Below are 20,908 nucleotides of genomic sequence, written 5' to 3'. Positions count from 1 at the left end.
TGTCCACCCCTTGTTTAATGAAGAAAAGACAAAGGCCCAATACCTGTTACAGGTACCGGGTCTCATGGCTAGAGCCTTTATTTCACGGCGGTCGCTACACATCCGGCAAACTGTTTGTTAAACCATTCCGTATCCAGATTTCTGCCAATGATGACGAACTCGCTGAGCCGCTTCTCATCGGATCTCCAATCTCTATCCGGATAGGAGCTGAAGAGCATATGAATTCCTTGGAATACGATACGCTGCTTAACGCCTTGTATATTCAGAACTCCTTTATAACGGAAAGTGTCCGTTCCGTGATCCTCCAGCCATTCCTGAAGGAATGTTTCCAACTTCTCCATATCAAGAGGCTGTTCCTCGCGGAAGAAGATGGAGAATACATCATCATCGTGATCATGATGCTCTTCGGTCAGGAAGCCTGGTTCAATTTCGAGCTTTTTCGCCAAGTCAAAAGCGTCAATACCTAGAATTTTGTTGATATCAATCTGAGATTGACGGGTATGATGCAGTTTGGCTGCAGGGTTCATAGCGATGAGACGCTGTTCCAGCTTTTTAAGATCTTCAGGGGAAACCAGGTCCGTTTTGTTTAGCAACAGGACATCAGCGAAGGCAACTTGCTCTTGCGCTTCATGCCCGTCATCCAGATGCTGATCTGCATGCTTGGCATCTACAACCGTTACAATGGCATCCAGCTTATAAAATTCTGCCATTTCTTCATCGACAAAGAAGGTTTGAGCGACAGGTGCCGGATCAGCTAGACCGGTTGTTTCAATTAATACACGATCAAAGTTAGCTTTGGCGGAGTTGCCGGAGCCCTTTTTGGCATCCATCAGCTCACCAAGAATACGAATCAGATCACCTCGAACGGTACAGCAGATGCAGCCGTTATTCATTTCAAAAATCTCTTCGTCGACACCTACGACCAGCTGATTGTCGATGCCTACCTCTCCGAATTCATTCACGATGACGGCAATTTTCTGACCATGGTCAGCTGTGAGCACATTATTGAGAAGAGTCGTTTTGCCTGCTCCCAAAAATCCAGTTAATACGGTGACGGGTATTCGATTATCGACTTGACCAATTGGTTGCGACATGGGGGGGAACACTCCTTTTCGACTTTTAATTGTAATCATTACTATTAATGAGTATAGAAGGTTGTTTTTCATTTGTCAAAATAGGATGAATTAATGAAGAAGCCGTTCCCATTCCCCACAATGTAATAATTACGATTAGTTGCATGATTAGCATACTACAGATGCTAATCTGAGGTAAAGACTATGTATTGACAGAAAGCTGGATAGAGCGTATATTTTTTGAATAAGTTAATAGTAATAATTACGTTTAATAAAGAGGAGAAATGATTAATGAACCACCCTATACCTATATATCTGCTGTCCGGCTTTCTGGGAAGCGGTAAGACGACCTTGTTGAAGCAGCTGCTTGATGACCTGAAAGAAAAAGGCAAGAAGCCAGCCGTCATTATGAATGAAATAGGGGATGTGAATATAGACGGTCACCTTGTTGATGCCAATATACCTATGGAAGAAATGCTGAGCGGATGCATCTGCTGCACAATCAGCGGCGATCTGGGTATGACCATTCTGAATTTATGTCGTGACCATCAACCTGATGTTATTGTAATTGAATCTACCGGTGTTGCAAATCCAATTGAGATTATAAATAGCGTGACTGAAGCGTCGCTGCTTGTCAAAGTACAGCTGGAGTCGCTGATTACGGTAGTTGACGGTTTTTATCTGAATGAATTAATCAGTAAAACAAGAGGCAAAACGCTTCGATTGATGGAGGACCAAATTCGGTGCGCAGGCTTGCTCCTGATTAATAAAGCAGACAAACTTGAAAAGCGTCAAATGATTGAGTTGGAACAATATGTTCGACATTTGAATCCTTATTCCCCGATTATAGAAACCGTGCATTGCCAAGGGGCGCTGGGTTTGCTTAGACGGATGGATAATCCATTCCAAATGATAAATGCGGACAAGCAAGAACACTTGAATGACAAGAGCTGCTCCGGTGAGTATAATGCCCATAATCATAACTGTTCTCATCACGACCACGATGACCATCATGAACATCACGTCCACCATGATCATCATGATCACTTAGAATCCCATACGCATTATCATTCTTATGACCATGTAATGGTATATACCCATTACTATAGCGGGCCCATGCAAAGGGAATCATTCGAGGAAATGATAAGAACGTTGCCTGTTGAAGTGTATAGAGCGAAGGGGCTAGTTCGTTTTCTGGATGGAAAGCTTTATTTATTTCAATATGCGTATCGAGAGCTTGAACTTTTAGCAATAGCGCCGCAAGCAAGTGTGCCTGAGGTAGCTGTGTTCATTGGCGAGAATTTCTCCAGAGCAGAAGTTGAATCAGCTGCCGCCGGGGTGTGCGGTTGACGAACGGAGAAAAGGCTGATAAAGTATACAAAGCGTAATGATTACTATTTAAAACTCGTGGAGCGTTTAAGAAATCAGATGGTTTTTGATTATTCATAGTAATAATTACGATTTACACGGAATACTTTGAGAGGCGTGAGGTATTGTGAACAGTCGGAGAGGTGAATTTGTTCAAGCCATGGCTAGACATGGTCTTCGAATAACGGAACAACGCAAAATGTTGGCTCAATTATTCGCTGAAGCTCACGGATTCCTATCAGCCAAAGAGTTGTATCAGAGAATGGCTATTACCTATAAAGGCCTTAGCTTTGATACCGTATACCGCAATATTAAGCTGCTGACAGAATTAGGCGTACTAGAAATGTTTCAATTTGAAGAAGGAAATAAATTCAGGATAGGATGCTTCGATCACCGCCATCATCATCATCATATGATCTGTCTCTCCTGCAGCAACGTATATCCGCTCGATTATTGTCCAATGCAAAACCTGGAGATTCCAGAATCTTTTCAAGTAGTGAAACACAGCTTCGAAATCTATGGCTACTGTGTTAGTTGTCAAAGGGATGAAGAGATAACACCAATAAGAAGTATGCTAAGTCCTTATCTTAAGGAGGAACAACCTTGCTGCTAGCTTCAATGAGCGGAGTCGATTTTGGTTATAACGAAGTACCTTGTCTGGAAAATGCAAGCTTGGAGCTCTACTCTGGTGAATTTGTTGCGGTAACAGGTCCAAACGGCGCCTCCAAAACAACCTTGCTAAAGCTTGCGCTGGGTCTTCTTGAGCCATGGCGGGGAGATATTTATTTATCCAAGCATAACGACCAGAACAAAAAACTGGTTATTGGCTATGTTCCACAGCAGATTGCAGCTTTCAACAGCGGGTTTCCTAGTACGATATTAGAATTCGTACGATCAGGCACCTATGTGAGAGGCTCATGGCTGCGTCGGCTGCGAGCAGAGGATCACATGCTGGCTGAACAGGTGCTTAAGCAAGTCGGGATGTGGGAGCATCGCAATCGTAAAATCGGTGAATTATCCGGGGGGCAGAAGCAGCGAATTTGTATTGCACGCGCATTAGCTCAGCAGCCAGACCTGCTCATTATGGACGAACCGACTACCGGTATGGACAGCGGCAGCAGATTGGGATTCTACAATCTTATGCATCATCATGTAAAGGCACATGGACGCACCATTGTCATGGTTACACATGGGCTATCAGAAGTAGAGTCTTATCTCGATCGTATTATTGAACTAGAGAGAAAGGAGAATGGAGGGTGGAAATGCTGCACTACGACTTCATGCAGAGGGCATTTTGCGCCGGTAGTATAATCGCGCTTGTCGCTTCAGTTCTGGGAGTCTACCTCATGCTAAGACGTCAAGCACTAATGGCAGATATGCTTTCTCATGTGTCGCTTGCAGGTGTTGCAGGAGGGGCATATCTGCATATGAATCCAACACTCACCGGAGTTGCAGTTGCAGTAGCAGGAGCGGTTGCTGTTGAGTATGTTCGAAGATCGTACAAGACCTACAGCGAGATTTCTGTGGCCATTATTATGATTGGCGGATTATCAACCGCAGTTGTGCTTATGAACTTGAATAAGGGAATTAACAAAAGCTTCTCTTCTTATTTATTCGGTTCCGTAGTAGCTGTTAATCAAACGGAATTGTTTCTTATGCTTGGGGTAGCAGGCATAGGAGCTTTATTTTTTATCCTTTTTCGCAGGCCTTTGTATCAGATGATCTTTGACGAAGATACGGCAAAGACCAATGGTATTCCAGTAGAGTGGATTTCTTTGCTGTTCAGTGTATTGACGGGCATGATTGTGGCTGCAGCAATGCCTATAGTGGGCGTATTGTTAGTATCCTCACTTATTGTGCTTCCAGCGGCACTTGCCATTCGTATCGCTCCAAGCTTTACAGCTTCATTGTATATTGCAATGGTGATCGGCTTGATTGGTGTGCTGTCCGGCCTAACGGCATCCTATGAACTAAGTACGCCGCCTGGAGGTACCATAGCATTAATGCTTCTCATTATATTAATAATCGGTGTAGGTTTGAAAAACACGGCAACAAAGCTCAGTAAATTACGAAACAAGTCGAAACTTGATTCTACGGAAGCGTCTGTCAGCTCAGACGCAATTCCTCGTTTTACACATTCATCATTCAATCATCCAACAGGGGGACAAGAAAATGAAAGTTTGGTCTAGCAAATGGGTACACCTGACAACTGTAACGGCAGCAGTGGCAATGATCGTTGCAGGCTGCGGCAATAATAATCAGGCAGTTAGCGGAAATACGAACGGTGAGAGCAGTGGGAAAATAAAAGTAGTTGCGAGTTTTTATCCAATGTACGAGTTCAGCAAACAAGTAGGAGGAGAGTATGCTGATGTAGTGGCATTGGTGCCAGCAGGTGTGGAACCCCACGACTGGGAGCCAAGCGCGAAGGATATGGCTGACATTAAGGACGCAGATGTGTTCGTCTATAACGGAATGGTTGAAGGCTGGGCGGAGCAGTCACTGGAGAGCGCGCCGAACGACAAGCGAATTGTGGTGGAAGCCATTAAAGGCATTGAATTAATGGAAGGCGAAGATGAGCATGAGCACGAAGGGGAAGAACATGCGGAGGAAGAGCATGAAGAGGAAGGCCACGAGGATGAAGAGCATGGGCTCGATCCGCACGTATGGTTAAGTCCCGTGCTTGCGCAGCAGGAGGTACGGAATATTCAAGAGGCATTTGAAAAGGCAGATCCCGAGCATAAGGAAGAATACAAAAAGAATGCAGACGCCTTTATTGAGAAGCTGAAGACACTGGACGAGTCTTATAAATCAGAGCTGCAAGATGTGAAGCGAAATGAATTTATTACTCAGCATGCTGCATTTGGCTACTTGGCTAAGGAATACGGGCTCATTCAAGTGCCAATTGCAGGTCTATCGCCTGAACAAGAGCCGTCACCAGAGCAAATGGCAGAAGTAGTAGAGTTTGCTAAGGAGCATGATGTGAAGATTATTTTCTTCGAGACACTTGTTGATCCCAAAATCGCTCAGACGATCGCAGATGAAATATCGGCTCAGACCGCTGTCTTGAATCCGATTGAAGGACTGACAGAAGAAGAAATAAAAGATAATGTCGATTACATTACAATCATGGAGCGTAATTTGGAAGGTCTAAAGAAGGCTCTTAGCGAGTAGTTTGGTCCTATCGGAAGGGGAGATTGAAAGTTGGGCACTTGGAACTTAACAGGTACGAAGCATCATCTCCTGCTGTGCAATGGAGGAAGCTGCATGCTTCAAGGCGCTGAAGGGCTGACTCAAGCAATACGGGAAGAGATTTCTCTTCATCACGCAGATTCCGAAATTCACACCACTCGCACGCTGTGTAACGGAAGATGCGAAGATGCTTGCACGGTCGTTCAATATCCTGCGGGGCTGTGGTATAAGAATCTAACGCCTTCGCTAGGGAGGCAGCTTGTGCGTGAATTGCTGAATGTGGAGTCAACGCTGCAACGAAATCTTTCTTATGTTTGCGAGCAAGATCAGCTTGTTGCTACGGGACTTGCAGCTTTAGGTACTAATAAACAGCCTCACAGAGCTTCTGCAAAGAGTCAATAAGTTAAAAAATACACTATGGATTGGCAGATTGATAAATGAAGTACCAGCAAATTGGACTGTCCTTAAGTTGCCTAAAGGCGACGAGGGATAGTCTCTTTTGTTTACACAAAGACAAACAGAACGACACCATGAAATGGTTATCGTTTTTCCTCACTATACGTTCCCTATGCCTTAAGCTCTGACGAGGATGAGGAGGTGGATAGCGATGGCAATGGATCCGGACAAGGCAAAGCCGACCGTCAGCCTGCTCAGCTTCTCCCTCCGTTAACGCTGGGACAAATGCTGCCCGTTAAACAAGCAAAAGTGCGCGAGCTGCGCACGCTGCCTCCGGCACGGTATACGGAAGCGACGCTATTGACCCAAATGAAAAAGCACAGCTTGGGCACGCCGGCAACGCGGGCCGACATTATAGAGAAGCTGCTGGGGACGGACACGATGACGCGATCGCAAAATAGGCTGATGCCGACCGGCAAAGGCAAGCAGCTCGTCGAATTGGTCGTGAATGCCATAAGTAGATGGAAATTCGCGACGGAAAAGCGGGCAAATTCGCGCAATGCAAGCCGTGCAATGTAATTGAAATGTTCGGGGACAAACAGGGCGGCAGAGCGAACGATAAGCAGAATAAGAAGTTAATCGAGCAGTACAGCGATAATGCTTCGTTATCCAATAGCTTAGCCGATAAGCTGAAAGCAGCGCTGGAGAAAAATTCCAATCATTAACTCTATGAAAAGAAAAGAGAAGCAAGGCCACCGCGGCTGCTTGTCGTTTTTAGTATATAACTAAGTAACACAATAAAGGCTCCTAACCTCGGTCATTCATCCAAGAGACAGGTAGTGCACAGTCATATGCTATGGATGAAGCTTCAGGAGAGGGGATTAACGGCATTGAGCGAACATAAGGGAAGGCAGCTTGCGAGCAAATGGACGAAAACGGCGGTTCTACTGTCGCACTCCAGCATTGCCCCGCATATACCTCCAACAAAGAGATTTACAAATAATAATTTAAAAAGCATGCTGGATACGCATCAAATGGTTGTCGTGAAGCCGGTGGTGGGTGCTGGCGGGCATGGTGTTATAAAGGTTACTAGCAGCTCGGACGGGTACGCTTATACTTATTATTCGCACACGAAACGGTTTGCTAGTTTTGCAGCGTTAATAGGCGCACTCAATAAACAACGCAAAGGTCGGGCTTATCTCATTCAAAAAGGGATTTATTTAGCCACGGTTGATGGCAGGCCGATAGATTACCGTGTGAAGTATGTGAAAACGGCGACCGGCTGGGTATATCGCTCGATGGTAGGCAGAATTGCCAGACAAGGGCTGTTCGTCACGAATTTGTGCCGCGGGGGTAAGATGGTTACGGCAGCGCAAGGCATTAGCCGCTCTTTGACTTCGGGTCAAGTAGCCGCAAAAAAATCCAAAATGAGAGAATTGACGGTGTTGTCGACCGAATTATTGGAGAGCAGATTTCCGGGTATCGGTCAGCTAGGCTTTGATTATGGCATTGATAAGCAAGGGCATATTTGGATTTTCGAAGTAAATACTCGTCCGCAATGAGCCCCTTTCGGGGGCTTTTTTCATTCCGGTTACGATTGGATCAATATATTCCATTAATAGATTTATAGATTCTAATTAAAGTTTTTTATTGCTTTTTGTTCCTAAGGGGGTTGTGGATAACTGTATCCACATTATCCACCCTGGTAATCCTACCCATTTGATGAATATACACATGCTGTTCACACCGTATCCACAGTGCCATGTGTATAACTGGGACTGTTGTCCATTCTTATAGTGCCATGCTACTATGAAAAAGCAATAATCAATGAATGGAAGAAAGGGTGTGTAGTATGGAGCTACTATCTGACGAAATGCTGGTAGACACTTATTATGCAGCTATTCAATTTGAATTAGAGCCAGAATTTATTCGAATGCTTGCGATTGAATTGAAGCGCAGACGTGTCAATCCCGAAGCCTACCAAATTACCGCATAAAGCATGTTATAAACCGTTAGCAAGCGATTGCTAATCCCACTCCTTAACCGCAGCCTCAGTTATTTGCTCACAGGTCGAACAATAAAGCAGGTGTTTGCAGACATGATTATTTTGCATATTAGCGTCGTCTTGGCGCTGTTCAAACTCGATCTGCTCGTAAGGAGCGTAAGGTCCTGCATAATCCGACATTCGGCCGCCATCCATAACTGTTCCGCCACAGAAGGAGCAGCTGCCATGCAGCGATTGAATTCCGTTACAAACCGGACAAAACATAAGGGTATCCTCCTCGGCCCGCCATGCATATGAATGCAGTAGGTGAATGCAATGGCTTTGCCTAGGTTAGGATACCCTTATATTTATTTTTTAAAATTATTTCTATAGCTTCATATTGCTGCTGTGTCCGGGAGAAAGCTTCGCGCTCGGATCGACGTATACCTTCGCATTGTTAATGGCCGTTGGCGCTTCACCGAAGCCGACAGCAATAAGCTTCAGCTTGCCGGGATAGGTCGTAATATCGCCCGCCGCAAAGATTCCTTCAATGTTCGTTGCCATACGCGTATCAACGGCAATGGAGCCGCCTTGAATATCGATCCCCCAATCGGCTATGGGACCAAGCGATGAAATGAAGCCAAAGTTGACGATGACGGCATCTGCCTCAAGCTCTGACGTTTCCTTCGTTTTGACATCGCTTAACGTTACTTTGTTAATGAACTCATCGCCATGAAGAGCCGTAATTTCTTTCGGAGTCAGAACGTTTACCTTTGAATTCATAAGGTTCTCTACGCTATGCTCATGTGCCCGGAATTTATCCCGACGGTGAATGAGAGTTACGTTTTCGGCTATCGGCTCCAGCATTAGCGACCAATCGACCGCTGAGTCGCCTCCGCCGCTTATTAAAACCTTTTGCCCGGCAAACTGCTGCAAATCACCGACAAAATAATGAAGATTCTTCTTTTCGTACTTAGCTGCTTCCGGCAATTCCAGACGGCGGGGCTCGAAGGCGCCAACCCCAGCCGTTATAATGACGGCTTTCGCGTAATGAACGGATTTGTCCGTTTTAATTTCAAAGAGGCGCTCGTCATGCTTGATGACATTTGTGACCTTCTCCTCCAAACATATTTCCGGCTTGAAATGCTCGAGCTGCTCCTTCAAACGATCGACTAATTCCTGTGCGGTAACTTTAGGAAAACCGGCGACGTCGTAAATATATTTTTCAGGATAAAGCGCTGCAAGCTGTCCTCCCAGTTGGGGCATGCTCTCGATAAGCTTGACCGATGCTTGGCGCATTCCGCCATAGAATGCAGCGAACAAGCCTGCAGGACCTCCTCCGATAATGACGATATCGACAGGGTTCAACGATGTTTCAGGGTTAGACAATGCTGCCACCTCCACGTAATAAGCTTTACGGTTTTAATTATAAACTTTCATGCCAGAAGAAGGAAATAATTAATTTGTATAGACTTCTAAACAATTTCGTATAATTTGCCCTTGAACTTTCCGTGAAAACTATGTAATATTTCTGATGTATGTTGCGAGTGAATCATTGATAAAACGGCTTCAAAAGGACACACTGAACTTATCATCATTATTTTTCGGTTTAGCTTGTGTAATATTTCACAATATAAATAGACATTAGGAATGGATGGGATTATTCGATGAGTAACATACCTAAAATTGTTATTCTTGGGGCAGGCTACGGTGGAATTTTAACCGCACTTCGCTTGCAAAAAGAATTGAACTACAATGAAGCGGACGTAACGTTGGTTAATAAACATGACTATCATTATATTACGACACATCTTCACATGCCGGCTGCCGGTACAGACAATCCGGAAAATGCCCGCGTCAGCATCTCCAGGCTGATCGATGAATTTAAAATCGATTTCGTTAAATCGACAGTCGTGCAAATTCGCCCGCAGGATAAGAAGGTTATTCTTGAGGACGGTACGCTGTCTTACGATTATTTGGTAATCGGCCTAGGCGGCGAGCCGGAAACATTCGGGATCCCGGGTCTTGGCGAGCATGCGATGAACATTCGCAGCATAAACTCGGTTCGTCTGATCCGCGAACATATTGAATACCAATTCGCCCGTTACAAGCGCGAGCCGCATCGCACCGACTATTTGACTTTCATAGTCGGCGGAGCAGGCTTCACGGGTATCGAATTCGTTGGAGAGCTTTCCGATCGTATTCCGGAGCTTTGCAAGCAGTTCGACGTAGATCCGGCGCTCGTCAAAATTTATAATATTGAAGCTGCGCCTACCGCGCTTCCCGGCTTCGATCCTGAGCTTGTGGAATACGGCATGGACGTCTTGACGAAGAAGGGCGTTACGTTCCGCATTGGCACGGCTATTAAGGAATGCTCGCCAGAAGGCGTAGTTGTCGGCGAAGGCGAGGAAATCAAATCTTCAACGGTTATTTGGACAGGAGGAATTCGCGGAAACCGCCTGATCGAAGAAGCCGGCTTCGAAACGATGCGCGGCCGCGTAAAGGTTGATGAATTCCTACGTTCGCCTGGCAATGAGAACATATACATCGTCGGCGATAACTCGCTGATGTTCAACCCGGAAGGCCGTCCCTATCCGCCGACTGCCCAAATCGCCATGCAGCAAGGCGTCGTTTGCGCGCATAACCTTGTCGCTTCGATCCGCAATCAGCCGCTGAAGGGCTTTACATTCAGCAACAAAGGTACAGTGGCATCGCTCGGCAAAGGCGAAGCAATCGGTATCGCTTTTGGCAAGAAGTACAAGGGCCGCACAGCAGCATGGCTGAAAAAATTGATCGACCTCCGTTACCTGTTTATTATCGGTGGCATCCCGCTCGTTCTTCGTAAAGGAAAATTTCTATAATGAGACACTGCAGCGTACAAGTCCGCGGCTTGCTAACGAGAGATGAGCTTGACCGTTACAACGCGTTGATGGAAGTCGGTTCATTTCTGGAATCGCAAAATCGGTATGACTTGGCTTATACGGTGCAAAAAGAAGTGGACCTGCTCATTCAGCCTGCGATTGAGCGGTTGAAGGATAAAGGTCGCGAACGCGACAGAGCTACCCAAGAGTATTTGGAAGCGAAGCGGCTCGGTTTAGATGAGGAAGACGATTAGGTCATAATAAAACGGGAAAACCGTCTCGAAAATAGAAAAAGGCTTTCGCTTAGCGGCGTTTTATACGCTGCTCATCTGCGAAAGCCTTTTTCTCCTATTATGAAAGTTACAATTATATTTGCAGCATGGCAGCAAACTTCTCTTCATTAAGCAGGTTGCCCACGTAGAAGTCTCCGAAATCTGCGTAGCGGGCGCTGACTTCGTCAAAGCGCATTTCATAGATCAGCTTTTTGAATTGAAGCGCGTCGTCCGCGAACAGTGTAACGCCCCATTCCCAGTTGTCGAAACCAACGGAGCCGGTAATGATTTGTTTCACCTTGCCGGCGTACTGGCGACCGATCATGCCATGGCTCCGCATTAAGGATTTACGCTCGTCCATCGCAAGCATGTACCAGTTATCATTGCCGTCGCGGCGCTTGTTCATTGGATAGAAACAAATGTGACCCGCTTTCGGCAACGTTGGCTTCAATCTGGCGATAATGTCCGGATTTTGCAGCGGATCGGAGCCCGGCTGCGCCATGTAGTTGCTCAGCTCCACAATGCTTACGTACGAATGTACCGGGTAAGTGAAGCTGGCGAATGTCGTTTTGTTGAACGCCGTTTCGATCGCGCTGAGCTCCTCCAAGCTTTCGCGCAAATGCATGAACACGAAATCAGCTTTCTGGCCGACGATGGAATATACCGCCGTACTGCCTTGTTTATTTTCCTCCGTCTTCGTCCATTGCTGCAAGAAAGATTGCAGCTCATCCAGTGCACGGCTGCGCTCGCTTTCATCGGCCAAGCGCCATGCCGTCCAATCTATGCTGCGAAAATCATGCAGGGCATACCAGCCCTCCAGCGTTTGTGCTGCTTCACTCATTTGGATAAATGCTCCTTTCAAGCTTCTTGATGATGCTGAGATCATTGTATCGCAATGTGACTAAGCGGAGCAAATGGCGGTCTTGTGACATTTATCCCTAGCGGATTGACTTCCATAGCACCATTATTTAAACTAAGAAACGAGAGTCTGAAAGGAGAAGTTAGGATGCTGCAATTAATGATAGCGACGGTGCTGTTTCTGGTCATGATGTTCGGCATTGGATTTATTTTGAATATGCTGCTCAAAACAACATGGTTTCCGATATATTTATTTATAATTGTACTTATTCCGCTTGGCATATGGGCTCCTTGGGATGATTCGGCAACAGCTACGATCGAAAACTTCGCTCACTATACGATAGTCGATTACATACCGGTCATCGGCGCGCTTGCCGGCGCATACGTAAGCGGCTGGGCCATTCAAGCGCTGCGCAAGGGCGGCTACAAAATGTTCTAATAAAGAAATCCCTCATTCGGGGGATTTTTCTATTTTTCGACTCGTCCGGGAGCGGCGTTTTTATGCTAAAATGATAGAGAGAAAGCTAGGGATGGAGTCGATGCAATGCGCATCAATAATATATTGCAATATACAGAGCATCATCGCTACTACATATTCCGCGATTTTTCGCTAAGCAGCCTTGACTATAAAATGTTGTCGCTAATCTATCAGCCGATGATTGGCGCTTTTGCCGTCGCATTCTATCAACAGCTGTATCACGGAATAGCGGAGGGATGTTCCGGTTATTCGTCTTTAGAACCGCAGCGCAAGCTGTTTCTTGGACTTGGGCTGGAGATGAATGAGAAGAGCCGAAAGCATTTGATAGAGCAAGCGTCTAAGCTTGAAGCGGTCGGCTTGCTGCAGACGTCGCGGTTAGGCTTGCCGGACAATGCGGATGTCATATATGAGTACGAGCTGTCGCAGCCGCTTTCACCGGCCGAGTTTTTCCGAAATATGCATTTGACGATGCTGCTGAGGGATAAGGTAGGCAAATATGCCGTAATCTCGCTTCGGGAATCTTTTGGCGCTGTCGAGCCGGACGAGCTGGCAGGCGCCGGGCTGAACAAAGAGAATATTTCGGTGCCTTTTTACGAGCTGTTTAAGCTAAATATGCAGTCGGTTGACGAAGAGCTTGAACAAGCGCTGACCGAGGTTGCTCCGTCGCGGCAAGCCGCAGCGCGGCCGGCGCTGTCTACCGCGGGTATTCCATATGGAGAAATTATATTGAGATTTCCGCGTAATTCGGCGAACCGCCGATTCGTTGAACGGCTGAGAGGCGACGAGGAGCAGCTGGCACAGGTTAATTATGTCGCTTACAAATACAGCCTGACCGTTGCGGACATTTGCAGGCTTCTCGATGAGGACGGCATTTTCGGCGATAGCGGCGCTTTGAACGTTGACGAGCTTCAGCTTCGGGCAAACCAGTTTTATCGTCAGGATAAGAAGCGGGAGGGCGACCGGCAGCGGACGATGGCTAAGACGCAAGTCATGGCAAACGAAGCTCCGGCCGAGTCGGATGAATTGACCGAGGAATATGAAGTGAAAGAGCAGCATTATTTGCAAGTGCCGAACCAACTGCTGGGACGCTGCGATATCCAGCAATATAATATGCTTATGCGGAATGAGCCTCATACGAGGTTTTTGCAGCGCTTTTTCCCCGGTGCGGTTCCGGATTGGATTGAACGCGTGTTTGAGCGGATCGATTTGAATTATAAGCTGGCGGCACCGGTTATTAACGTACTTATTCATTATGTTATCGGAACGAATGATGCACAGCGTGTGACGAAGACGTTTCTCGATGCAGTGGCGTCGAACATGCTTGTGAAGCAAATAGATAGTTTCGAGAAGGCTGTCCATTATGTAAGAGAGCAAGCGCAGGTTGAGCAGGACAAGGAACGGCGGAAGGAAGCGGCATCTGGCTACAGCGGTTCGGGCGGCAGCGCTTATGGCGGAAACAAGGGGACTGGACGCAGCCGCGGCACATCGCGCAAGCCTTCGATTCCGATCGTGCAGGACGGTCAATCTGGCTCCGCGGTATCGGCCGATGAGCTTGAGGAGCTGCGTAAGCTGGCACGCAAATTAGACGGGAATAAATGAGGAGGGGTGAGCAGACAATGGAATCATTGGGGGAAATGCTGAAGGCATGGCCGACAGGACGGGCGATAACGGAGCAGGCGGAACAGAAGCTGACGGAGCTGCTCGCAGAGCCGCTTGTCGGAAAACTGCGCGAGAAATATCCGGAGCTGGACGAACACACGATTAAGATTAATCTTAGTCGCGTTTATCAGTACGTTACCGAATATCGCAGCTGCTCCAATTGTCCCGGTCTTGAGAAATGCCCGAATGATTTTGAGGGTCACTATACGCTGCTTAGCTGCGATACGGTGAATGGCTATACGCAGCTGAATGATCGAAAGGCAGCGTGCAAGAGGTTTATTGCCCGTCAGAAGGAGGATCATATACGCAGCCGCATTCGCAGCTTCTATATCGACGAGAAGGCGCTGCAGCGCGGTTACTCCTCCGACGAAATTTTAACGAACGATTTGGAGAGGGCGAAGGCCGTCGGTCAAGTGCTGCGGTACATCGATCGGACGAAGGAGCATGGCTTGCAGGAGGAAGGTCTATATTTGGCCGGACGATTCGGAACGGGCAAAACATTTCTAATGTGCTACCTGCTCAATGAGCTGGCAAAGGCTGGGTATTCCGGCGTCATCGTCTATATGCCCGACTTTGTCGAGGATTTGAAATCGCTTATGCATGAGCCGGGCAAGCTGAAGGAAACGGTTGAGATGATGAAGGAAACCGATCTTCTGATCTTTGACGACATGGGGGCGGAAAATTTGAATCCCTGGGTTCGCGATCACGTGCTGGGCGCAATTCTCAATTACCGCATGCAGCGGAAGCCGACGTTCTATACGTCCAACTACGAGCTCGAGGCGCTCGAGCAGCATTTTAGCTTTACGAGCAAGGATGGCGACGAGCTCCATAAGGGGCAGCGAATTATGGACCGGATCCGGCCTTATGTAGAGGTCGTTATGGTAACGGGGGAAAATAAGCGCGGACGCAAATAGTCGATTAACCAACTTAAAAAAGAAGCTCCGTACCTGAGGCAAATGCCGCGGGGACGGAGCTTCTTTGATCGTATAAAAAAAAGAGCAGCAGGCTGCTCCTTTTCCGTTACGAGATAATGAATTTCACGATAACAGCTATGGCGAAAATAACGGTCATAAAACCGAGCATGCCGCCAAAGCCGAATACGACATCCATCAAGTCGTGGCGAGGTTCTTCATTATAATGCTCGCGCGGGTCTCTTACGTTCTCCATCGTTGGCGTCCTCCTTGAAAAAGACCGACTCTTTCTGCCACGGCCATAAGCGGCCGTCATCATGTAGTATCGGTTGAATCAACTGATAATAGTATACCCAAACTCCCGAACAGTTGTAAAGCAATACCGGTGACAATTATAAGACAAAATACAATCCAGGTATGCTAAAATGTGAACATAAAGTTATGGCAGTCGGAGGCGAAAGCATGGATCATCAGCATACGGATCGGCTGCAGGCCGAGCAGAAGCTTGCGGAAGCAAAAGAAACGATTCGGAACAAACTAGCTTTGCTCCCGGATCAATCAGGCTGTTATTTAATGAAAAACAGCGAAGGCGCCATTATATATGTCGGCAAAGCGAAGGTGCTCAAAAATCGGGTGCGTTCTTATTTTAACGGAAGCCACAACGGAAAAACTCAACGGCTCGTATCCGAAATCCGTGATTTTGAGTTTATCGTCACCTCGAGCAATATGGAGGCGCTCATCCTCGAATGCAATCTGATCAAGCAGCATCATCCCAGGTATAACGTGCTGCTTAAGGATGATAAAACCTTTCCTTATATTAAAATAACGAACGAGAAGCATCCGAAGCTGGAAATTACGCGCCGCATCGTGAAGGATAAGGGCAAATATTTTGGTCCGTATCCGAACGCGTACGCGGCCCAGCAGACGAAGAAGCTGCTTGACCGTCTTTATCCGCTGCGCAAATGCAAGACGTTGCCGGAAAAAGTGTGCCTCTATTATCATTTAGGCCAATGCATCGCGCCATGCGAATTCAACGTGGAGCAGTCGGAGTATGACCGGATGATACAAGAAATTACCCGTTTCCTGAATGGGGGGCAGGATGTCGTAAAAGCAGAGCTGAAGCGCAAAATGGAAGAGGCGGCCGAGCAGCTTGAATTCGAGCGGGCCAAAGAGTTTCGCGATCAACTCATTGCTGTCGACGAAGTAATGGAGAAACAAAAAATTACGATGTCGGATGCGATGGATCGCGATATTTTCGGATATGCCGTCGATAAAGGCTGGATGTGCGTTCAAATTTTATACATGCGGCAAGGGAAGCTGATTGAGCGCCGCGGAACGACTTTTCCTTATTACGGGGAAGAGTATGATGACTTTATGACGTTCGTTACGCAGTATTACAGCGATAATCCGGCACTGCCTAAGCAAATTTTGCTTCCGCAGCCACCGGAGCTGGATCAAGTACGGGGACAGAAGGATGTACCCGAGCAGACGGAGAACGAAGAGCAGGAAGGCTCGCGGGCGGACGAGGTTATCGCTTCGCTCCACAGCTGGCTGAAAGTAAAAGTACTTATGCCGCAGCGCGGACGCAAGAGCGAGGTCGTGTCGATGGCTGCGGATAACGCCAGGGTCATGCTGGACGAGAAATTCCGCCTGATCGAGCGGGACGAGGAGCGCAGCGTGAAGGCATCGGAATCGTTAGCCGATTGGCTCGGACTAGATCAGGTACGCCGGATAGAAGCGTTTGATAACTCGAATATTCAAGGGACGAATCCGGTATCCGCAATGGTTGTCTTCACGGACGGTAAACCGGATCGCAAAGAATACCGCAAATACAAGGTCAAAACCGTGCAGGGACCGGACGATTACGAAACGATGCGCGAGGTCGTACGCCGCCGTTATGAGCGGGTACTGAAGGAGGACTTGACGCCGCCGGACCTTATTGTCGTCGATGGCGGCAAAGGACAGATTTCGGCTGCGCTGGATGTATTGGAAAATGAACTCGGCCTTTATATCCCCGTATGCGGGCTCGTGAAGGATGCGAAGCATAAGACGGCGCAGCTCATGACCGGCGATCCTGCGGAAATTGTACCGCTGCCGCGGGACAGTCAGGAGTTTTATTTGCTTCAGCGCATCCAGGACGAGGTTCACCGCTTTGCAATCACGTTCCATCGCGAGCAGCGCGGCAAGTCGATGATTGAATCCAAGCTTGACTCCATTCCGGGCATTGGGGAGAAACGTCGCAAGCTGCTGCTTAAGCATTTTGGCTCTATCAAAAAAATAAAAGAGGCCTCAGTCGAAGACTTTCGGCCTCTGTCGATCGGTGATAAATTAGCTTCGCAAATTATCGCCGCTCTAGGGGAGGAGTCGTCCTAACGGACGGCCCTTCTCTTTTTTGTTGCTCAAATACCTGATGACGCAGGCGATCAGCACGGGAAGAACGGTGAAGAAAATGGCCGAGACGATGTTCGGCGCCGTTCCGATTGTCAAGAGGGACATGCCCACCGCTGCGCTGTTGAAGATCGCATGCGTGAACATAGCCGTAATGAAGCCGTATCTGACAAATATAAAGCTGAACACCAGCCCCACAATCATGAGCTCAATCAGCCGGGTCGATGACGGATAGAACGGATACATGACATGTCCGAGCGCCCAGAAAAACGTTGGCAGCAGAGCTGCTGCGAACGTGTTCTTGAACCATTTGCGGAACAATCCGATCCCAAAAAATCGGAAGACGGCTTCTTCGGATATCGCTGCCGCCCAGGCCAGCACCGGCATCAGCCAGAGGATGCTCATGTTGTAAGGAGACTGCGTAGCATCGGTGGTACCCCAGGTGCCGATCGTAAATTCTAATCCAATAAATATAATCGATTGCAGGGCGAACAGGATTACTGCGAATAAATACGATAAGCCCATGCTGCGCCAAACGTAGCTGCCATAACCCTTCTCGCCAAAGCGCGGCCATAAGGAGCGCCCTTGCGCTTTCCATAGGCCGTCTCCGGCAACAATCGAAATATAGACAGCGGCTGCCATAGGAAATGTTAAGAAGACGGTAAAGACGGCCGTGATCAGCACGGTTTCGTCGGCACCGCCATTTTCGCCGAAGGAAGCTCTAATACCGTCCAAAATGTTCAGGTTCATAATAATATAAGTAACAAAATAAACGATGGTAAGGGCGATTCCATACTTGAATGAGGTGAATTTACGATAAAGCACCGCATACACAATCGCCAGCACGAACAGGACAAAGCTCATAAATAAATATCCGAAGCCGGTGAGGAAGCCGGCGATTTTATCCTGGCCTTTTACATATTTGATATAATCATTAGGCGCTATGAAAGCGGCCTTATATTTCGTAATGACGGTTTTGCCTCTCACAGACAGGGCATCCACATTTAGACTAAGCCTTGCATCCTTTACGGTAAAGCCTACGGGCCTCGCCTGCCATTCCCCGTTTTCCAGCAGCCTTCCTCCGCTTAATTCCTCCGCACGGAATTGCTGATTTAATAGAAAATCGACGATTTCTGCCGTCTTGTCTTCATCAGAAAGCGGCTGTCCGTCCAAGTGAAGGTTCCAAGCCACAACTTCTCCGCTTTGCATATGTACGTACGTATAACCGCTCCCGCCTTGGTCAAATTTTAGATCGACCTGGAACGTGTCTGTCGGGAACCTGGAGTCATATTGGTCGCTGTACGTCCCGGTCAATTCTTCCTTGGAAAGGTAGCCGTTCATGATTTTATCCGTCTGGTGTACCGCCTTCGCCTTCTTTACCTTGAGGCCGGTTTGCCGTTCAGCGAACGCAGCAGCCTTCTCCTCTGCAGCAGCTTTCTCAATTACATGGGGGTTATAATCGCCTGAATGAATGGAAGCGATCAAAGGTGCGACATCGATACTTAAGTAAATAATAAAGCAAGCCGCCGCTGCCCATAGAAAACGTTTCCATTCATTAGGCTTGATAGAATCAATCATGGGTTCACCTCAACTGTCTGAATTATGGATATCCTATCCCACTACCTTATCATAACAATCCCTGAATTATCCAATGAAAATGTTTGCTTCCGTTCATAATCATGCGAAATAACGATGTCCAACAAGCCTGATGCCCGCTGCTGTAAGCCGTTGCCCTTTTTTGCTCCAAAATCGTCCGTTTTGTGCGTAATGCAAGCTTTATACGGAGCACGCTTTGGGATTATAATCGTTAACGTCATACTAATTAAATAGCACAGCCGAATTTCCTTAGGAAAACGGGGGAACCATAAAGCTGTCTTAATCAATGAGCAAGTTGGACAAACCAGCTGTTCGCATTAAGCGGCATGGGGTGAATTTTAGCAAGAGAGCAAACGCTCTTTAAGCTAAATAGGGCTGCCTGGCCAGGCCCGAATCCGTCAGCTAACCTCGTAGGCGTACATGGAACAGGACTCATCGCATAGAGCACTTGAGTTTCCAGTGCTTTTTTTATGCTTATTAATGGCTGTGCAGCTATAAAACATACTAAAAAGAAGGTTGATCGATGAAAGTGAATTTTAATGTTCTGCAATGGTCGCCGCCGCGAATATTAGTCAGCGGATTCGCGTTGATTATATTTCTGGGAGCCTTCATGCTGACGATGCCGTTCGCAAGCGCAACGGGTGAGCGGTTGCCGTTTATCGATGCTCTGTTTACGGCTACTTCGGCTACGTGCGTAACAGGACTTGTCGTTGTCGATACAGGGACATATTTCTCATTATGGGGGCAAATTATTCTTATCGTGCTGATCCAGTTGGGCGGTCTGGGTTTCATGACGATGGCAACGTTAGTTGCGCTTATGCTTCGCAAGAAAATAACGTTGCGCGAGCGGCTTATTTTGCAGGAGGCCATGAATCAATCAAGCATGGAAGGAATCGTCAAGCTTATTCGACGCGTTATAATTTATTCCCTAACGATCGAATTCATCGGTGCGATTCTCTTAGCCTCCAGGTTTATGGCCGATATGCCGCTGGGCAAGGCTGTCTATTTCGGCATTTTTCACTCGATATCGTCTTTTAACAATGCCGGCTTTGACATATTCGGCGATTATCGAAGCCTGACGTTATACGTGTCTGATCCCGTCGTGAATATAACAGCAATTCTGCTTGTCGTGCTCGGCGGTCTCGGCTTCGTCGTTATGTCGGATCTGCTGGAGTTTCGTAAAAACCGCAAGCTGTCTTTGCATAGCAAAGTCGTGTTAACCATGACAGGTGCGCTTATCGGTGTCGGTACGCTTGTCATATTTATATTCGAGTTTTCTAATCATTTGACGTTAGGTTCGCTTGATTGGGGAGGAAAATTTTTATCATCCCTCTTCCAAGGCGTTATGCCCAGGACGGCTGGCTATAATTCGCTTGATTTGACGGTTCTTCGCCAAGCCACGCAATTTTTTATTATATTGCTCATGTTTATTGGCGCGTCGCCGGGCTCTACGGGAGGCGGGATAAAAACGACGACCTTCGCCGTGCTGATCGGTTCCGTCATTTCGATGATCAGGGGGCGCGAGGATATCGTGCTGTTCCGCTACAGATTAGGCAAGGATCGGATTTTCAAAGCGCTAACGATTACATTAATCGCTATGGCGCTTGTAGTTTCAGTTACGATGCTGCTGTCAATGATCGAGAATCAGCCCTTCATTAAATTGCTGTTCGAGGCAACGTCTGCTTTTGGCACAGTAGGGCTGTCGCTTGGTGTGACCCCTGAGCTGTCCAATGCGGGGAAAATAATTATCGCATTGACGATGTTTGCCGGAAGGCTTGGATTATTAACGCTTGCATACGCACTGGGGCCTCGTGCAGATAAAGATCTGTACCGGCATCCTGAAGGCAAAATTACGATTGGATAGGGGACTTTGCT

23 protein-coding genes and 1 riboswitch are annotated in these 20,908 nt (G+C 47.4%); of the genes, 17 read left to right on the top strand and 6 right to left on the bottom strand.

Annotated elements, in window-relative coordinates:
- Positions 1–77: 77 nt before the first annotated feature.
- On the bottom strand, positions 78–1,094 hold the full coding sequence (locus L1N85_RS18125; RefSeq protein WP_235240463.1) for a CobW family GTP-binding protein: 1,017 nt from the start codon (positions 1,092–1,094) through the stop codon (positions 78–80).
- A 270-nt stretch (positions 1,095–1,364) separates the two neighbouring features.
- On the opposite strand from L1N85_RS18125, the gene L1N85_RS18120 reads away from it, so the two are divergent.
- The 10 genes from L1N85_RS18120 (at position 1,365) to sda (ending at position 8,022) form a co-directional block, all read left to right on the top strand.
- Positions 1,365–2,423, top strand: a complete 1,059-nt coding sequence (locus L1N85_RS18120) for a CobW family GTP-binding protein (RefSeq protein WP_235240462.1) — start codon at positions 1,365–1,367, stop codon at positions 2,421–2,423.
- Between the two features lie 145 nt (positions 2,424–2,568).
- Positions 2,569–3,054, top strand: a complete 486-nt coding sequence (locus L1N85_RS18115) for a Fur family transcriptional regulator (protein ID WP_235240461.1) — start codon at positions 2,569–2,571, stop codon at positions 3,052–3,054.
- Complete coding sequence (locus L1N85_RS18110) at positions 3,045–3,752, top strand: metal ABC transporter ATP-binding protein (protein WP_235240460.1); 708 nt, start codon at positions 3,045–3,047, stop codon at positions 3,750–3,752. Before L1N85_RS18115 ends, L1N85_RS18110 begins: the two co-directional genes overlap by 10 nt.
- Entirely contained in the window at positions 3,698–4,630 is a 933-nt protein-coding gene (locus L1N85_RS18105; protein WP_235240459.1) for a metal ABC transporter permease, read from the top strand. Before L1N85_RS18110 ends, L1N85_RS18105 begins: the two co-directional genes overlap by 55 nt.
- Positions 4,614–5,612, top strand: a complete 999-nt coding sequence (locus tag L1N85_RS18100; protein WP_407946499.1) for a metal ABC transporter substrate-binding protein — start codon at positions 4,614–4,616, stop codon at positions 5,610–5,612. Before L1N85_RS18105 ends, L1N85_RS18100 begins: the two co-directional genes overlap by 17 nt.
- Before the next feature lie 30 nt (positions 5,613–5,642).
- Positions 5,643–6,032 (top strand): (2Fe-2S) ferredoxin domain-containing protein, encoded by a 390-nt coding sequence (locus tag L1N85_RS18095; protein WP_235240458.1) that lies wholly within the window; start codon positions 5,643–5,645, stop codon positions 6,030–6,032.
- Between the two features lie 195 nt (positions 6,033–6,227).
- On the top strand, positions 6,228–6,605 hold the full coding sequence (locus L1N85_RS18090; protein WP_235240457.1) for a DNA topoisomerase: 378 nt from the start codon (positions 6,228–6,230) through the stop codon (positions 6,603–6,605).
- On the top strand, positions 6,548–6,751 hold the full coding sequence (locus L1N85_RS18085) for a hypothetical protein (RefSeq protein ID WP_235240484.1): 204 nt from the start codon (positions 6,548–6,550) through the stop codon (positions 6,749–6,751). The genes L1N85_RS18090 and L1N85_RS18085 overlap by 58 nt, the downstream gene beginning before the upstream one ends.
- Before the next feature lie 165 nt (positions 6,752–6,916).
- Complete coding sequence (locus tag L1N85_RS18080) at positions 6,917–7,588, top strand: YheC/YheD family protein (protein WP_235240456.1); 672 nt, start codon at positions 6,917–6,919, stop codon at positions 7,586–7,588.
- Between the two features lie 290 nt (positions 7,589–7,878).
- Positions 7,879–8,022 carry a sporulation histidine kinase inhibitor Sda gene (gene sda / locus L1N85_RS18075; protein ID WP_235240455.1) on the top strand — a complete coding sequence of 48 codons (144 nt, stop codon included), beginning with the start codon at positions 7,879–7,881 and terminating at the stop codon, positions 8,020–8,022.
- A gap of 30 nt (positions 8,023–8,052) precedes the next feature.
- Here the strand turns inward: sda and L1N85_RS18070 are convergent, their stop codons facing one another.
- The gene (locus L1N85_RS18070; protein ID WP_235240454.1) at positions 8,053–8,295 is read right to left on the bottom strand and encodes a hypothetical protein; all 243 of its coding nucleotides are present in this window, start codon (positions 8,293–8,295) and stop codon (positions 8,053–8,055) included.
- A gap of 102 nt (positions 8,296–8,397) precedes the next feature.
- Entirely contained in the window at positions 8,398–9,399 is a 1,002-nt protein-coding gene (locus tag L1N85_RS18065) for an NAD(P)/FAD-dependent oxidoreductase (protein WP_235240453.1), read from the bottom strand.
- Positions 9,400–9,677: 278 nt separating this feature from the next.
- Here L1N85_RS18065 and L1N85_RS18060 point away from each other — a divergent pair, with 278 nt between their 5' ends.
- Complete coding sequence (locus L1N85_RS18060; RefSeq protein ID WP_235240452.1) at positions 9,678–10,871, top strand: NAD(P)/FAD-dependent oxidoreductase; 1,194 nt, start codon at positions 9,678–9,680, stop codon at positions 10,869–10,871.
- Positions 10,871–11,125: a hypothetical protein gene (locus tag L1N85_RS18055; RefSeq protein ID WP_235240451.1), complete on the top strand. Its 255-nt coding sequence runs from the start codon at positions 10,871–10,873 to the stop codon at positions 11,123–11,125. The genes L1N85_RS18060 and L1N85_RS18055 overlap by 1 nt, the downstream gene beginning before the upstream one ends.
- A gap of 112 nt (positions 11,126–11,237) precedes the next feature.
- On the opposite strand, the gene hemQ is transcribed toward L1N85_RS18055, so the two are convergent.
- Positions 11,238–11,984 (bottom strand): hydrogen peroxide-dependent heme synthase, encoded by a 747-nt coding sequence (gene hemQ / locus L1N85_RS18050; protein WP_235240450.1) that lies wholly within the window; start codon positions 11,982–11,984, stop codon positions 11,238–11,240.
- Between the two features lie 165 nt (positions 11,985–12,149).
- Between hemQ and L1N85_RS18045 the strand changes: the two genes are divergently transcribed.
- From L1N85_RS18045 to dnaI, 3 genes are all read left to right on the top strand, one after another.
- Positions 12,150–12,440 carry a YuiB family protein gene (locus tag L1N85_RS18045; RefSeq protein ID WP_235240449.1) on the top strand — a complete coding sequence of 97 codons (291 nt, stop codon included), beginning with the start codon at positions 12,150–12,152 and terminating at the stop codon, positions 12,438–12,440.
- Between the two features lie 105 nt (positions 12,441–12,545).
- A complete protein-coding gene (locus L1N85_RS18040) occupies positions 12,546–14,078 on the top strand; it encodes a replication initiation and membrane attachment family protein (protein ID WP_235240448.1) in 1,533 nt (510 codons plus the stop codon).
- A 17-nt stretch (positions 14,079–14,095) separates the two neighbouring features.
- The gene (gene dnaI, locus L1N85_RS18035) at positions 14,096–15,052 is read left to right on the top strand and encodes a primosomal protein DnaI (RefSeq protein WP_235240447.1); all 957 of its coding nucleotides are present in this window, start codon (positions 14,096–14,098) and stop codon (positions 15,050–15,052) included.
- Between the two features lie 106 nt (positions 15,053–15,158).
- On the opposite strand, the gene L1N85_RS18030 is transcribed toward dnaI, so the two are convergent.
- Positions 15,159–15,305, bottom strand: a complete 147-nt coding sequence (locus L1N85_RS18030) for a YqzM family protein (RefSeq protein ID WP_235240446.1) — start codon at positions 15,303–15,305, stop codon at positions 15,159–15,161.
- A 206-nt stretch (positions 15,306–15,511) separates the two neighbouring features.
- Here L1N85_RS18030 and uvrC point away from each other — a divergent pair, with 206 nt between their 5' ends.
- A complete protein-coding gene (gene uvrC / locus L1N85_RS18025; protein ID WP_235240445.1) occupies positions 15,512–17,422 on the top strand; it encodes an excinuclease ABC subunit UvrC in 1,911 nt (636 codons plus the stop codon).
- Here uvrC and L1N85_RS18020 read toward each other — a convergent pair.
- Entirely contained in the window at positions 17,402–19,015 is a 1,614-nt protein-coding gene (locus tag L1N85_RS18020; protein WP_235240444.1) for a CPBP family intramembrane glutamic endopeptidase, read from the bottom strand. The two genes, uvrC and L1N85_RS18020, sit on opposite strands and share 21 nt — an antisense overlap.
- A gap of 245 nt (positions 19,016–19,260) precedes the next feature.
- A riboswitch (cyclic di-AMP (ydaO/yuaA leader) is annotated at positions 19,261–19,465 on the top strand.
- Between the two features lie 91 nt (positions 19,466–19,556).
- On the opposite strand from L1N85_RS18020, the gene L1N85_RS18015 reads away from it, so the two are divergent.
- On the top strand, positions 19,557–20,897 hold the full coding sequence (locus tag L1N85_RS18015) for a TrkH family potassium uptake protein (protein WP_235240443.1): 1,341 nt from the start codon (positions 19,557–19,559) through the stop codon (positions 20,895–20,897).
- The last annotated feature ends 11 nt before the right edge of the window (positions 20,898–20,908 follow it).

Source organism: Paenibacillus alkaliterrae (assembly GCF_021532375.1).
Taxonomy (GTDB): domain Bacteria; phylum Bacillota; class Bacilli; order Paenibacillales; family Paenibacillaceae; genus Pristimantibacillus; species Pristimantibacillus alkaliterrae.
This window is presented reverse-complemented; position numbering and strand designations above follow the sequence as displayed.